At 39.8% G+C, this 13,081-nt stretch carries 16 protein-coding genes, 1 tRNA gene and 1 pseudogene; 12 read left to right on the top strand and 6 right to left on the bottom strand.

Features of this window, described 5'->3' with window-relative positions; genetic code table 11:
* The 4 genes and pseudogenes from ACF8FD_RS03760 to ACF8FD_RS03775 all read right to left on the bottom strand — a co-directional run.
* Window positions 1-134: pseudogene (locus ACF8FD_RS03760) on the bottom strand (LexA family transcriptional regulator); the annotation flags it as partial.
* A gap of 107 nt (window positions 135-241) precedes the next feature.
* Window positions 242-892, bottom strand: coding sequence for an SOS response-associated peptidase family protein (locus ACF8FD_RS03765; protein WP_392453213.1), 651 nt, complete (start codon window positions 890-892; stop codon window positions 242-244).
* A gap of 12 nt (window positions 893-904) precedes the next feature.
* The gene (locus tag ACF8FD_RS03770; RefSeq protein ID WP_279679351.1) at window positions 905-1,561 is read right to left on the bottom strand and encodes a hypothetical protein; all 657 of its coding nucleotides are present in this window, start codon (window positions 1,559-1,561) and stop codon (window positions 905-907) included.
* A 5-nt stretch (window positions 1,562-1,566) separates the two neighbouring features.
* Window positions 1,567-1,833 (bottom strand): phage protein NinX family protein, encoded by a 267-nt coding sequence (locus tag ACF8FD_RS03775; protein WP_279679352.1) that lies wholly within the window; start codon window positions 1,831-1,833, stop codon window positions 1,567-1,569.
* A gap of 280 nt (window positions 1,834-2,113) precedes the next feature.
* On the opposite strand from ACF8FD_RS03775, the gene lepA reads away from it, so the two are divergent.
* From lepA to ACF8FD_RS03820, 9 genes are read left to right on the top strand one after another with little or no spacing between them, the layout of a single operon-like run.
* Window positions 2,114-3,931 (top strand): translation elongation factor 4, encoded by a 1,818-nt coding sequence (gene lepA, locus ACF8FD_RS03780; RefSeq protein ID WP_004693672.1) that lies wholly within the window; start codon window positions 2,114-2,116, stop codon window positions 3,929-3,931.
* 20 nt (window positions 3,932-3,951) lie between these two features.
* Entirely contained in the window at window positions 3,952-4,779 is an 828-nt protein-coding gene (gene lepB / locus ACF8FD_RS03785) for a signal peptidase I (protein WP_010326441.1), read from the top strand.
* Window positions 4,780-4,800: 21 nt separating this feature from the next.
* Complete coding sequence (locus ACF8FD_RS03790; protein ID WP_004693667.1) at window positions 4,801-5,175, top strand: DUF4845 domain-containing protein; 375 nt, start codon at window positions 4,801-4,803, stop codon at window positions 5,173-5,175.
* Entirely contained in the window at window positions 5,147-5,839 is a 693-nt protein-coding gene (gene rnc, locus ACF8FD_RS03795; RefSeq protein WP_058869418.1) for a ribonuclease III, read from the top strand. The genes ACF8FD_RS03790 and rnc overlap by 29 nt, the downstream gene beginning before the upstream one ends.
* 6 nt (window positions 5,840-5,845) lie before the next feature.
* Window positions 5,846-6,874: a GTPase Era gene (era, locus tag ACF8FD_RS03800; protein WP_004693663.1), complete on the top strand. Its 1,029-nt coding sequence runs from the start codon at window positions 5,846-5,848 to the stop codon at window positions 6,872-6,874.
* A gap of 35 nt (window positions 6,875-6,909) precedes the next feature.
* On the top strand, window positions 6,910-7,107 hold the full coding sequence (locus tag ACF8FD_RS03805) for an NF038104 family lipoprotein (protein WP_234303723.1): 198 nt from the start codon (window positions 6,910-6,912) through the stop codon (window positions 7,105-7,107).
* A gap of 10 nt (window positions 7,108-7,117) precedes the next feature.
* Window positions 7,118-7,828, top strand: a complete 711-nt coding sequence (recO, locus tag ACF8FD_RS03810; protein WP_004980401.1) for a DNA repair protein RecO — start codon at window positions 7,118-7,120, stop codon at window positions 7,826-7,828.
* 13 nt (window positions 7,829-7,841) lie between these two features.
* Window positions 7,842-8,567 carry a pyridoxine 5'-phosphate synthase gene (gene pdxJ / locus ACF8FD_RS03815; RefSeq protein ID WP_004980400.1) on the top strand — a complete coding sequence of 242 codons (726 nt, stop codon included), beginning with the start codon at window positions 7,842-7,844 and terminating at the stop codon, window positions 8,565-8,567.
* 24 nt (window positions 8,568-8,591) lie between these two features.
* Window positions 8,592-9,245: a tRNA-(ms[2]io[6]A)-hydroxylase gene (locus tag ACF8FD_RS03820; RefSeq protein WP_148826276.1), complete on the top strand. Its 654-nt coding sequence runs from the start codon at window positions 8,592-8,594 to the stop codon at window positions 9,243-9,245.
* Window positions 9,246-9,983: 738 nt separating this feature from the next.
* Here ACF8FD_RS03820 and ACF8FD_RS03825 read toward each other — a convergent pair.
* Window positions 9,984-10,059, bottom strand: a tRNA-Asn gene (locus tag ACF8FD_RS03825).
* Window positions 10,060-10,310: 251 nt separating this feature from the next.
* Between ACF8FD_RS03825 and ACF8FD_RS03830 the strand changes: the two genes are divergently transcribed.
* Window positions 10,311-10,769 (top strand): hypothetical protein, encoded by a 459-nt coding sequence (locus tag ACF8FD_RS03830; RefSeq protein ID WP_234303722.1) that lies wholly within the window; start codon window positions 10,311-10,313, stop codon window positions 10,767-10,769.
* Window positions 10,770-10,838: 69 nt separating this feature from the next.
* On the opposite strand, the gene ACF8FD_RS03835 is transcribed toward ACF8FD_RS03830, so the two are convergent.
* Entirely contained in the window at window positions 10,839-11,273 is a 435-nt protein-coding gene (locus ACF8FD_RS03835) for a PaaI family thioesterase (RefSeq protein WP_010326446.1), read from the bottom strand.
* Between the two features lie 340 nt (window positions 11,274-11,613).
* Here ACF8FD_RS03835 and ACF8FD_RS03840 point away from each other — a divergent pair, with 340 nt between their 5' ends.
* Window positions 11,614-12,033 (top strand): GFA family protein, encoded by a 420-nt coding sequence (locus tag ACF8FD_RS03840; protein WP_234303721.1) that lies wholly within the window; start codon window positions 11,614-11,616, stop codon window positions 12,031-12,033.
* A gap of 131 nt (window positions 12,034-12,164) precedes the next feature.
* A complete protein-coding gene (locus tag ACF8FD_RS03845) occupies window positions 12,165-13,034 on the top strand; it encodes a DMT family transporter (protein WP_234303720.1) in 870 nt (289 codons plus the stop codon).
* Window positions 13,035-13,081 lie beyond the last annotated feature (47 nt).

Here is a 13,081-nt window from a genome sequence, read left to right on the forward strand (position 1 = left end):
CCTAGCTCATGCTCTTTTTGTATTTTTTCAAAGACAGCATTGACTGTAGGACTTGGAGCACCATCTGGGCCCATAAGTGTTTGAAGGAATGACCAGACGTCATCCGAGAAATAGATCGGTAGTTTCTTTGACATGTTTGACTCCTACGCTACGAGGCGTGTTTGGAACTGAACTCTTTTTTTAGGATAGTCGGTGGCAAATTAAATTTCAAATTTAAAAGCTGTGGATAATCAATGCACCTTCAAATTAAATTAGGTTGAGCATCGTTTTCAGATAAGCGGTATTTAGGGAAGGTGATGTACTCATCCTGCATTTCAAAGAAGAACTCATGCGCCTCTTTAAAGCTGCAATTCAGCCATTCTTCGCGGTATTCATCAGGGATTACGATGATCGAGCGCTTTTCATCATCTGGTTTATGGAATTGCCTCATGAAAGGGTGTTTATCGGCATTAATGGTGAGCATACTCATCGATCTGATTTGCTCTCCATTGATGAAGGCATTCTCGTATATGGCCGCCACAGTAAAAGGCATACCGTCCGCACGTGCAATTCCATACCAGTGAGATTTTCCATCAATGTATTTAGGTTCAAAGATGGTTTCGACAGGAATCAAGCCAAACTGAGACTTATGCCAAGCTTCCCTAAAACTGGGTTTCTCAGCGACCGTCTCAGTCCGGGCATTGTATGTGTACTTGCCGAAATTCTTTTCCTTGGCCCATTTGGGAATCATTCCAAAATTAACTGATCTCCATTCGATCTTGCCGTCATTGGAAAAGATCAAAGGTGAAGGATAGTTCGGGAAAATGTCTTCGGGGAACTCCAATTGATCAGGCTCAGGGAGGTCTAGTAGAAATGCACGATTCTTTCTGATCGCTTCAAAGTTTGCACACATAGGTAAGGGATCCTATTTAATGATTCTAATATTCTTTTCAAAAACGATATACTTTTTCAGGTAATCACAAAATGGATCATCTAGTTCACTCCATTTAACTTTTAGTTTGGATTCAACGCTCGCAAACTCTTCATGATCAGTTAATTTTCGATAACGACTAATATCCATTACCTCAATATAGTCTATTATTAAATTGTGCATTTCAGAGAGTGTTTGATTATCAGAGTCACTATTTAAATTTTGAAAGAAATGAATTTGGTGCAATAGCTCAACAAATCTATCTCCAAGAATTTTTAACTCAGGCTCAATATCATCTGCAACTTTTGAAATAATATATTTATTTGTCCCGATTTTATATTTTTCTAAGGATTTAACAAAAATGTCATTAATTGAAACAAGCCTAACATTTATATCTGTATATACATAAAACACTTTAAGGGAAAATTCTTTTAGTGAGGTATGGTTGTGCTGAACTTTCCATCCATTGAATAAATAAATTGCTACAAAGCCTGCAAAAAAGGCTCCAACACCTCCAAGAACACTTCCGAATGCAGATATTTTGTCAGTATCAGATCCACTAAAAAACTGAACACTTACAAAAACAAGCATACTGATTAAATATAAATTTACAGCAAGAAAAACCCAAAATAATAGCGAATTTGACTTCATATTTTTTAAACCTCACTTCCAAGTTTCTTTTCAATAAAGCACTTCACTATAGCCTCTTTAACTGTATCCCCAACTTGTTCATTTTCTCTGTCATTTGGATCAAAGCCAGAACAAAAAGCGCTCCATCTAGAGAACGAAGGGGGGATGCTAATTTTTTCTTTTTCTATCAACTTTCCACATAACTCCCAATCAATAACTGGTGTTGATTTAACTTTCATTGCTTGAGCGAGAGCGTACGGTAATTGACTTGGTGTTAGATCTGATACATTCATATTTAATGAGTTCCATTTATCAACCACAAAAATTACGATGACTATATAAGTAGAAATAAAACGAAAAATGCAGACAGGCGTGTGATTCAGCACAACGCTATAGCTTTAAGCCCTGAGTTGTATTCAGTTTGTTCTGTAAGATGGTTTTTCTCAATCACAATATATATTTTTAACACTTATCTGCTTATACTGTGCGAAGTTTTTAGCAACATTCTTTTTACACGTCATTTGTACTTTTGCAGTTGAGTACATGATTGTGTACATATTTTTAGAGTAGTTTATGGCAGTTGTAAAAAAGTCTGTAGATATCAATAATATACGAAACTTTAGCATTATTGCTCACATTGACCACGGGAAGTCAACGCTCGCTGACCGCTTTATTCAAACCTGTGGTGGTTTGCAAGATCGTGAAATGCAAGCACAAGTACTTGACTCCATGGAACTTGAACGTGAGCGTGGTATTACCATTAAAGCTGCGTCGGTTACTTTGTATTACACCCATCCAAATGGCCAAGAGTATCAATTGAACTTTATTGATACACCAGGCCACGTCGACTTTTCATATGAAGTGTCACGCTCATTGGCGGCTTGTGAAGGTGCATTGTTGGTTGTAGATGCAGCACAAGGCGTGGAAGCACAGTCAGTTGCGAACTGTTACACCGCAATTGAGCAAGGTCTCGAAGTCCTTCCTGTATTGAATAAAATTGATTTACCACAGGCTGAACCTGAACGTGTGATTCAAGAAATTGAAGACATTATTGGTATTGAAGCAACTGAAGCGCCAACCTGTTCGGCAAAAACAGGTCTTGGGATTGATAGCGTTTTAGAAACCCTTGTTAATGTCATTCCTGCACCTACTGGTGATCGTAATGCGCCATTACAAGCTTTAATTATCGACTCTTGGTTTGATAACTACTTAGGCGTGGTTTCTTTGGTACGTGTGAAAGAAGGTCGTGTGCGTAAGGGCGACAAGATGTTGATGAAATCAACAGGCCAAACGCACATCATTACTTCTGTGGGTATTTTCAATCCTAAGCATACTGAGACAGACATCCTTGAAGCGGGTGAAGTTGGTTTCGTAATTGCAGGGATTAAAGACATTTTTGGTGCGCCAGTCGGTGATACGATTACCCTTGCCAACACACCAGAAGTCAAAACCTTACCGGGCTTTAAAAAAGTGAAGCCGCAGGTTTATGCAGGTTTGTTCCCAATTGATTCAAGTGAATTTGAACCGTTCCGTGAAGCTTTGCATAAACTTCAGATCAATGACTCGGCATTATTTTTTGAACCTGAAAGCTCAGATGCTTTAGGTTTTGGCTTCCGTTGTGGCTTCTTAGGCATGCTACACATGGAAATCGTACAAGAGCGTTTAGAGCGTGAGTATGATTTAGACCTCATTTCATCTGCACCGACTGTGATTTATGAAGCGGTGATGAAGAATGGTGAGACGATTTATATCGATAGCCCATCTAAAATGCCAGATGGTTCAACAGTCGAAGACTTACGTGAGCCGATTGCTGAGTGCCATATCCTTGTACCGCAAGAGTATTTGGGTAATGTGATGACTTTGTGTGTAGAGCGCCGTGGTGTTCAAAAAGACATGAAGTTTATGGCGAACCAAGTTTCGATCACCTTTGAAATTCCAATGGCGGAAGTGGTGATGGACTTCTTTGATAAATTGAAGTCGTGTTCACGTGGTTTTGCATCGCTTGATTATAACTTTGTACGTTTTGAAAGTTCATCATTGGTAAAAGTCGATGTTCTTATCAATGGCGATAAAGTCGATGCCTTGGCAATGATTTGTCACCGTCAAGATGCCCGTCACCGAGGTATTGCATTGGTTGAAAAAATGAAAGATTTGATTCCACGTCAAATGTTTGATGTGGCAATTCAAGCGGCCATTGGCGCACAAATTATTGCTCGTTCAACCGTAAAGGCAATGCGTAAAAACGTATTGGCGAAATGTTATGGTGGTGACGTTTCTCGTAAGAAGAAACTGCTATCGAAGCAAAAAGAAGGTAAGAAACGCATGAAGCAAGTGGGAAGTGTAGAAATCCCACAAGAAGCGTTCTTGGCTGTGTTGAAAGTAGAAAGATAAAAAGGTAGGAATATAAGCCCATGGATTTTGATTTTAATTTGATACTTGTTCCTGTCACACTGATTTTCTTTTTGGTGTGGTTGCTCGATAAGTTTGTATTTAAACAGCGAGCGACAAAAGGCAAGGGGAATGAAAATTTTGTCATTACTTGGGCTTATGATTTTTGGCCAGTCCTTGCGATTGTTCTATGCTTACGTTCATTCTTTTATGAACCTTTTAATATTCCTTCCGACTCGATGGTCCCGACTTTAGAAACTGGTGACTTCATCTTGGTCAATAAGTTTGACTATGGTGTTCGCCTGCCGATTGTGAATAAAAAAGTGATTGATGTGGGTGAGCCTGAGCGTGGTGATGTGATCGTCTTCCGTTATCCACCGCAACCGACGATCAGCTATATCAAACGTGTAGTTGGTATTCCGGGTGATCACATTGTTTTTGATCATGGCCAATTAACCATTAATGGTCAAAAAATTGCTAAAGTGCCTGTAGAGTTTAGCCGTGAAAAAGACCGTTTAGATACGCCTACTTCGATATATCATAAAGAAACCATTGGCAAGCATACCTTTACCATGCGTGAGTTAGAGGGTGTCAATGTTGCACGCCAAGCACCGTATATTAACTTTGTAGAAAATGGTAAATACTCTGCTGAAAATGGTTTATATTGGGAAGTGAAAGTAAAAGAAGGTGAGTACTTTGCGATGGGGGATAATCGCGACCAAAGTGCTGACAGTCGTTTCTGGGGAATGGTTCCTGAACAGAACCTAACGGGTCGTGCATTTTATATTTGGATGCATAAAGAACCTGGCTTTAAGTTGCCGTCATTTAACCGTAACGGTAGCATTGACTAATATCGATTCGGAAAATAAAAAATGCGCAAGAATCAACAAGGGGCATCTTATATCGCCATTTTATTTGCAATCATGGGGTTTGCATTTATGGCGAAAGTGGCAATTGCAGTTTGGGCTCCTTATTTTGATGATCGGATGATCAATAGCCAAATTGAGGAAGTATTTCAAAGCAGCCCGAAAAATATTCAGCCCGCGGAGTTTGAGAGTCAGCTTTCAAAGCGTTTGGATATGAATGGTATTCGTGATGTGAAGATTAAAGAAATTATGCAAGTCACCAATACCGAAGGGTTGCAGGTGAAAAAGGAGTATGAGGTAAGAAAACCATTCTTGCTGAATATAGATTTAGTATTAAAGTTCGAGAAAAGTTTTGATCAAAGCTCAGTCCAAGCTAAGTGAAGCCCGCTTAGCGAGCCGTATCGGTTATCAGTTCAAACAACCTGAATTACTTCAGCTTGCACTGACTCACCGATCGGTGAGCCACAAATACAACTATGAGCGCCTAGAGTTTCTAGGCGATTCTTTGTTAGGGATGATTATTGCAAATTATCTCTACAAAGCTTATCCAACTGAGAACGAAGGCCGTTTGACGCGTATGCGTGCAACCTTGGTTCGTCAGGAAGCTTTAGGTAAGATTGCAAATGATTTAAAACTGAGCCAGTCACTCATCTTAAGTACAGGTGAGTTAAAATCAGGTGGACATCATCGCGAGTCCATCCTTGCGGATACGGTTGAATCGATTATTGGTGCAATCTATGTGGATTGTAGTGATTTAACGGTGTTGGAGCCGATTGTGTTAAAATGGTACGAGCCATATTTAGACCATATCGAGCCAACCGATCAACTTAAAGATCCTAAATCTCGTTTACAAGAATATCTTCAGGCACGAAAAAAAGCTCTCCCAGTTTATGATGTGGTCGATATTCAAGGCGATGCACCCAATCAGCATTTCAAAGTGGAGTGTAAAGTGGATGGATTGTCTGTTGTAATGGGTGAGGGTACCAGTCGCCGTTTTGCTGAACAAGCTGCTGCGGCGGACATTTTAAAACTTTTGGAGCAGTAATCTGCCATGTCAAATTCTTCCGATCACATCGATGCTGATCACGAGTCGCAAAGCGACAGTAATGATTTAATTAGCCAATTTTTTAGCGAACAAGGCACAGAAATCCCAACGGATTTTCGTAGCGGCTTTGTGGCAATTGTCGGTCGTCCAAACGTAGGCAAATCTACGTTGATGAACCATTTGTTGGGTCAAAAATTATCGATTACTTCACGTAAACCACAAACCACACGTCATAAAATTGTGGGAATTGATTCACGTGCAAAATCTCAAGCGGTATTTGTTGATACACCAGGGATGCATAAAAAAGAAGTACGCGCCATCAACAAAATGATGAACCGTGCTGCGTCTTCTGCATTGCGTGATGTCAACTTGGTATTGTTTGTTCTGGATGCAGACAAGTGGACTCAAAACGATGAGCTCGTTTTGGAAAAACTCAAAAATGCAGAGATGCCAGTGATTCTTGTGATCAATAAAATTGATACACTTGAAAATAAAAACCATGCATTACCCTTGATTCAAGAACGTGCAAAATTAATGAATTTTGCTGAGATTGTTCCTGTTTCTGCGCTACGTGGCGCAAACTTAGACCATCTGCGCGATACCATTGAAAAATATTTACCTTTCCAGCCACCGATGTATTCATTGGATCAACTGACAGATCGTTCTGAACGTTTCTTGGCATCAGAAATTATCCGTGAAAAGATTATGCGTCAGTTGGGTGAGGAACTACCATATGATTTAACCGTGCAAATTGAGTCGTTTAAGACTGAAGAAGCAACGGTAAATGAAAAAACAGGTCGTCCAAAACCAGCATGTACATATATTGATGCAACGATTTTTGTAGACCGCCCAGGCCAGAAAGCAATTGTGATTGGTGAAAAAGGCGCTAAGCTTAAGAAAATCGGTATGGATGCCCGTATCGATATGGAAAAAATGTTTGAACAAAAGATCATGCTGACGCTTTGGGTTAAAGTGAAAGGTGGTTGGTCTGATGATGAACGTGCATTGAAAAGCTTAGGTTATAGCGATATCTAAGTTTTAAGAAAACAAATTTTTATAGGGATGGTGTTATGGCCAAAGTGTTCGCAGTAATGGCTTGTATGTTGTTTTTGCAAGGTTGTATACACAAGATCGTCACCGTTCCTGTAAAGATTGCGTATAAAACCACAAAAGGTGTGGTGAAAGGAACCGCAGCGGTGGTTGGTGCTGTTATCCCAGATGGGAATGATGAAGACAGCGAACAGAATGATAAAGATAAAAAAGATTAGTTAATTCCTCATGCGCAATGAAGTACTGCATGGTTATTTAATTCACCATAGAAAATACCGTGAACGTAGTCATATTGTGCATTTATTTACCCAAGAGCATGGGCGAGTTGATGGTATTCTAAGGCAAACCCCGCCGCCACAATATCAGCCGATTTGTTTACAAGCTTCGGGTAAATCTGAACTCAAAAATTTTACAAAACTTGAAATTGTCAATCAGCCGATTTTTTTCTTCGGGGATGCTTTTTTTTCAGGTTTTTATCTCAATGAGATCCTACTCAGGCTGTGTCCGCTCGAAGTACAAATGGAGCAAAGTTTTGCTCAATATGCGCATACGCTAACGCAATTACAACAACTAGCGCAGCAAGCCGATCCTAATCAATTTTTAAAACAAATTCTAAGGCAGTTTGAGCATGAACTGCTGGAAGATTTGGGCTATGCCTTAGATTTTTCGACCGATGCGAATCAACTTGAAATTCAAGCATCACTCAACTATATATTCCAGTTGAATGAAGGCTTTATTCCTACTGCACAAGCTTCGCGAGCGACCTTAAACGGACAGCAAATTTTAAGCATGTGCCAATATGAAAAGGGTAGGGATTTTGGTTTGGAACAGTTACAATTACTGACCAAGTTGTATCGACAAATGATCAGTTCATTGTTGGGCGATCGCCCTTTAAAAAGTCGTCAGTTGTGGATTCAGAACACTCAAACTCAATCGTAATTAGGAAATGAATATGGCTGCATTACTTGGTGTAAATATTGACCACGTGGCAACTTTACGACAAGCGCGTGGAACGTCTTATCCTGATCCAGTCAATGCAGCACTGATCTGTGAGCAAGCAGGGGCGGAAGGGATTACCTTGCATTTACGTGAAGACCGCCGTCATATTCAAGATGATGACGTGCGTCGTATGCGGCCAGCGCTTAAAACACGTATGAATTTGGAGTTGGCAGTCACAGATGAAATGATTGCATTTGCCAAAGAAATTAAACCGCATCATGTGTGTTTCGTTCCTGAAAAACGCCAAGAAGTGACGACCGAAGGTGGTTTGGATGTGGTTGGACATTTTGACGATGTCAAAGCAGCAACTCAAGCCTTGTCTGAGATTGGCTGTGATGTGTCATTGTTTATTGATGCTGACTTTGCACAAATTGATGCAGCAGTTGCTTGTGGTGCACCAACCATTGAAATTCATACAGGGGCTTATGCTGATGCAGAAACACCTGAAGCTCAGCAACATGAGCTTGAACGTATTGTCAAAGGTGCTGAATATGCGGCATCTAAGGGTTTAGTAGTCAATGCTGGGCATGGACTCAACCTTGAAAATGTAACGCCAATTGCGCAAATTCCACAGATCCACGAATTAAATATCGGTCATTCACTGATTGCCGATGCAATTTTTGTGGGCTTGGAACAAGCCGTGCGTGAAATGAAAGCAGTGATTAAAGCTGCACGTTAATTTTAAAGTTTTTAAGATTTGAATATGTCGAATATCAATTATGATGAACTCATGAAGCCCGTCATGGACTTCTTGGGCTGTGAAACACCAAAAGCTTGGTTGGCTGAAGCACTGACTAATCTTGATGTGCTGATGCAAGACCACGCGAATTGTGAGAAGAAAGCTGCAGGTACAGCGATGAACCTGATGTTTCGATATAGTTTTTTTACCGATTTACAAGTCAAGCTTGCACAACTGGTTCGTGAAGAAATGCTGCATTATGAGCAAGTGCTTGAATTTATGAAAAAGCGCGGGCTAGAGTGGAGCAATCTGAGCGCTGGTCGTTATGCGGGTGGTTTACGTAAAGAAGTGCGGACTTATGAGCCTGAGGCTTTAATTGATATTTTAATCATTGGTGCCTTTGTAGAAGCACGTTCATGTGAGCGTTTCTACGCGTTAGCACCTTTGGTCGATGATGAATTAGGTCGTTACTATCGCTACCTGCTGAAGTCTGAATCACGCCATTTTGAAGACTATTTAGCTTTGGCTTTAGATGTTGCGCAAACGGGGAAATTGAAAAATCCGAAAGAAGATATTCAAGCCCGTATTGAACATATCCGTAACGTCGAAAAAGAGCTAATTAGTACACCTGATGATGTGTTTCGTTTCCATAGTGGCGTGCCTATGCAAGCGACTTAGAAATAAGGTGGGTGAATGCCACAGTTTGTAGACTGTTCGAAAGTTGCAAATTCTCAGTGTAGATAATTCTAACTCATTAAAAAGCCCAATCTTTATCGATTGGGCTTTTTAATTAGAGATGGGTAGATATGATGTATTGAGAGCTGTAATTCCTTTCCATAAAATCGCGAAATATGAGTCAGTGGAATGAGTTATTTGAGTAGGTGTGCTTAGAATTTTGACGATGATTTCTTGTACTTTTTTATATCTTCCACGTTCCACCATTGCACATCATGAAAAATGGTTACATCAGAAAGAGTATTTCGCAAAGTCTCAGAGACATGACTTAATTGGGTGGAAAGATCTATTTTCTTAAAAAATATTTTTAATGATTGGCTGTGGTGGGTGAATAAAAATTAAAAATAATCTGTCATTTTACTCATAATGATTACATCCAGTAGAAATATCTTTATAAGCAGGATCACTAAAACTAAGCTGGTATTCCCAATCTTTTTGCCCTTTCCATTTTTTCATTTCAGTTGCTGTGATCTGGACGAACATCCACATGTGTTTTAAATGTGCTCATGATTTTTCTTGTGAATCATTTTTTAGTGTTTTTAAGATAAGTTATTTTTCGAGAATAGTTTAGTTCTGGCTTTCTGTTGAACTTAGCTGGAGGGTTTACACCTTAAGCGGTAAAACTTTTAATGTGTAGAAAAGAAGAAAGCCCACGACTTATAGTGTGGGCTTTCTTGAATTTGGCTCTCCAACCTGGGCTCGAACCAGGGACCTGCGGATTAACAGTCCGTCGCTCTACCGACTGAGCTATTGGAGAATCTGCATGCGATTATAAGGACATTTCATAGTGGGTCAAGTCTAAAATGTCATGTTGCTGTCATTTTTATATTGGATGCTTTTTATTTGAACAAAAAAATCATTTTCAAAAAAAATCGTATTGAAGTTCTTGCAATGTGGGAAAGTCGTTGATAGTCTGACTTTAACAACAGAGCGTTTAAGTGAAAACTTAAACAGTGTGGATTTATAACCAACTTGCCAGCACTAAAATGGCTAAACAGGAGAAAGCGAATGAATACGCTTACTATTTCCGATATTTTTGCAAACCTAGCTGATTATCAAGATCAGTATCTTTCTATTATTTCAAATCCTGAACAATACTATACCCCTGTAGAGTCAGCCTATATTGATGTTTGGCCTGTCGGTTATACGGACTTGTATTTGGGTGATTTATTACAACTTTGGTTTAGTGAGCGTTGGCTGGTCAACAGTCCTTGTCAGCTCCTTTCCGAACAGTCAACCAGTACTCTTAAAAAGACTGTGCAGCGAGAACATGATCTGTATTTGTATCAGTTGTCAGGCAGTGCTTTATCAGGTAATAATCGTTCAAAAGTCTGGTCTGCTGCTGAAGGCAAAAGTTTAGACGTGAGTTTAGACAGCGCATTTAAATATTACTGTATTTATAAAGGGGCTGAGCGTCCTGATGCCTCAAAATTGCAGACGCTGAAGACGTTTAAAACCGCAATTTGATCTGTCATGCTGAAGTAAAGTTTAATTTGGCGTAAAAAAGGCACTGAAATTTATCAGTGCCTTTCGTTTTTAGGAACGAATAATCATACAGGTGGCTGTGGCATGGGCGTAGAGTTTACCGTCTTCATCTACAATTTTACCTTCAGAAATACCTAAGTTCTTACTGATGTTGATCACGCTGCCGATGGCAAGCAGTTCTTTGTCTCTTGGAATCGGTCGGCACATTTTAGTATTCAGATCAATGGTGCCATAGCCAACACCTGCTTCAAGCATAGTATGTACAGCGCAACCTGTTACTGAGTCGAGTACTGTTGCTGCAAAGCCACCATGCACGCCACCAAGCGGATTTAAATGGCGGTGATCCGCTTTTGCTTTAAAGCTAATTTTTCCTTCAGAAACTTCAAAAGGCTGCATGGGAATAGTTTCACTGATACTTGCTGGTGGAATTTTTCCTGCACACATGGCTTCTAAGAGTTGTAGTCCTGTCATTTCTTTGGGATTCATCTTGTTCATTCCTATATTTATCTATGAGTTCCTTTTTGGAACTTGTTGTCCAATTAAGCAAAATTCAGTCTTTTCGTCAATATTGAGCATTGGATTGATCAGTACAAAATCAACGAAATCGTAATCACGGATTGAGATGATGTTGCGAACGGATTGCATGTAAAAAGTGTAAGCGTATTCATTTTGATGATTTGAGTGTTGATAGAACTGAGTAACCTAAACGTGAGCATTGTTTTAATGTGGTGCACAAAATTTATACACTCTTTGTTTTTTATTTATATATAAGATAAACAAGGTTTTAGTAATTTTATACAGTCTTCACATGAAGAAGGAACTCACAATGAACGTGTCCTGTTTATGCGGTAAAACTAAGTTCCAAGCCGCACTCAAAAATCATGATGTGCATGCTTGTCATTGTTCGATGTGCCGCCAGCAGTCGAGCGGGGTACTCATGAGTATTGATGTCGAACCCAATAGTTTAAAGTTTGACAATCAAGAATATTTAAAATTATTCAAGTCATCGGATTGGGGAGAGCGTGGTTTTTGTAGCGAATGTGGCACGTCGCTTTTTTGGCGAACTCAGGACGGCGGCTATTGCAATATCAATGTATTTGCGATGGAAGAACAGCCAAAAGATTTAAAGCTTACAACAGAAATTTATATTGATAATAAGCCTGATTTTTACCAATTTAAGTATTCTACAGAGCAGCTCACGGAAGCAGATGTGATTGCTTTATTTTCACCAGATGATGCGAAATAATCAGGTATTCAGGTTGAATCATCTGAGTTGTACATTGATATTACTGATAAATTTCATGAGCAAAACTCTCTAGATTTAATAAGATATATTCGATATATCTAAAGCAAGCTGTTGAATAAGGATGCTCAAACATGCTGCTTAAAATTTCCATTGCAATGTTGGCCTTTGCAGCCAATTCGGTGCTATGTCGTTTAGCGTTGGCTGAGCAGCAGATTGATCCGATGAGTTTTAGCTTACTTCGGGTCTGTAGCGGTGCAATGGTGTTATTTCTACTGTATATGCTCTCTACTCATAAGGCCAAAATAGAGTGGAGTGTAAAAAACGGATTTTTTCTTGCCTTATATATTGTGGCTTTTTCGCTGGCCTATTTGCATATCGATGCGGGTGTAGGTGCATTACTCCTATTTGAGACAGTTCAATTAACTATGGTCGGTTATGGCCTGTGTAATGGTGAAAAAATAAATTTGCGACGCGGGTTGGGGTTATCGATTGCTATTTTAGGTCTTTTGATTTTATTGCTTCCAGGGGCTTCGGCACCCCCTTTGGGTTATGCTGCATTGATGGTGCTTTCAGGCATAGGTTGGGCGATGTATAGCATCGCAGGTAAAAATATGCATAATCCACTGGCCAGTAGCTTGGCAAATTTTGTAGTGGCGATTCCTTTTGTTGTCTTGGTCTATTTATTTTTTTACACACAGAGTTTTATTAACCCAAAAGGTATGCTGTTGGCACTCTTATCTGGTGGTTTAGCATCGAGTGGGGCATATGTGCTTTGGTATGGCATTGTGAAGCAGATTGACCGGGTGACGGCCAGTAGCGTGCAATTGTCCGTGCCATCTTTGGCGATTCTGGGTGGGGCATTGTTTATTGGGGAAGCGTTGAGTTTCCGAATCATTATTTCTGCGACGATTATTCTGGCAGGCATTGCCTTGGTGATCTCGGCGTCATCTAGCAAGAAAGACGTAGATACTATAGATTCTGCTGGTACTACACGGCTCTAAAATTATTTAAACGGGCATAAGAGCACATTTTTCAGATTTTGTTTGAA

This window comes from Acinetobacter sp. TYF_19 (genome assembly GCF_043105125.1).
Taxonomy (GTDB): domain Bacteria; phylum Pseudomonadota; class Gammaproteobacteria; order Pseudomonadales; family Moraxellaceae; genus Acinetobacter; species Acinetobacter johnsonii.

Bases quoted from the DNA above. Each gene is read 5' to 3' on its own strand.
- ACF8FD_RS03765 (WP_392453213.1), bottom strand. From the start codon at position 892: ATGTGTGCAAACTTTGAAGCGATCAGAAAGAATCGTGCATTTCTACTA.
- ACF8FD_RS03770 (WP_279679351.1), bottom strand. From the start codon at position 1,561: ATGAAGTCAAATTCGCTATTATTTTGGGTTTTTCTTGCTGTAAATTTA.
- ACF8FD_RS03775 (WP_279679352.1), bottom strand. From the start codon at position 1,833: ATGAATGTATCAGATCTAACACCAAGTCAATTACCGTACGCTCTCGCT.
- lepA (WP_004693672.1), top strand. From the start codon at position 2,114: ATGGCAGTTGTAAAAAAGTCTGTAGATATCAATAATATACGAAACTTT.
- lepB (WP_010326441.1), top strand. From the start codon at position 3,952: ATGGATTTTGATTTTAATTTGATACTTGTTCCTGTCACACTGATTTTC.
- ACF8FD_RS03790 (WP_004693667.1), top strand. From the start codon at position 4,801: ATGCGCAAGAATCAACAAGGGGCATCTTATATCGCCATTTTATTTGCA.
- era (WP_004693663.1), top strand. From the start codon at position 5,846: ATGTCAAATTCTTCCGATCACATCGATGCTGATCACGAGTCGCAAAGC.
- ACF8FD_RS03805 (WP_234303723.1), top strand. From the start codon at position 6,910: ATGGCCAAAGTGTTCGCAGTAATGGCTTGTATGTTGTTTTTGCAAGGT.
- recO (WP_004980401.1), top strand. From the start codon at position 7,118: ATGCGCAATGAAGTACTGCATGGTTATTTAATTCACCATAGAAAATAC.
- pdxJ (WP_004980400.1), top strand. From the start codon at position 7,842: ATGGCTGCATTACTTGGTGTAAATATTGACCACGTGGCAACTTTACGA.
- ACF8FD_RS03820 (WP_148826276.1), top strand. From the start codon at position 8,592: ATGTCGAATATCAATTATGATGAACTCATGAAGCCCGTCATGGACTTC.
- ACF8FD_RS03830 (WP_234303722.1), top strand. From the start codon at position 10,311: ATGAATACGCTTACTATTTCCGATATTTTTGCAAACCTAGCTGATTAT.
- ACF8FD_RS03835 (WP_010326446.1), bottom strand. From the start codon at position 11,273: ATGAATCCCAAAGAAATGACAGGACTACAACTCTTAGAAGCCATGTGT.
- ACF8FD_RS03840 (WP_234303721.1), top strand. From the start codon at position 11,614: ATGAACGTGTCCTGTTTATGCGGTAAAACTAAGTTCCAAGCCGCACTC.
- ACF8FD_RS03845 (WP_234303720.1), top strand. From the start codon at position 12,165: ATGCTGCTTAAAATTTCCATTGCAATGTTGGCCTTTGCAGCCAATTCG.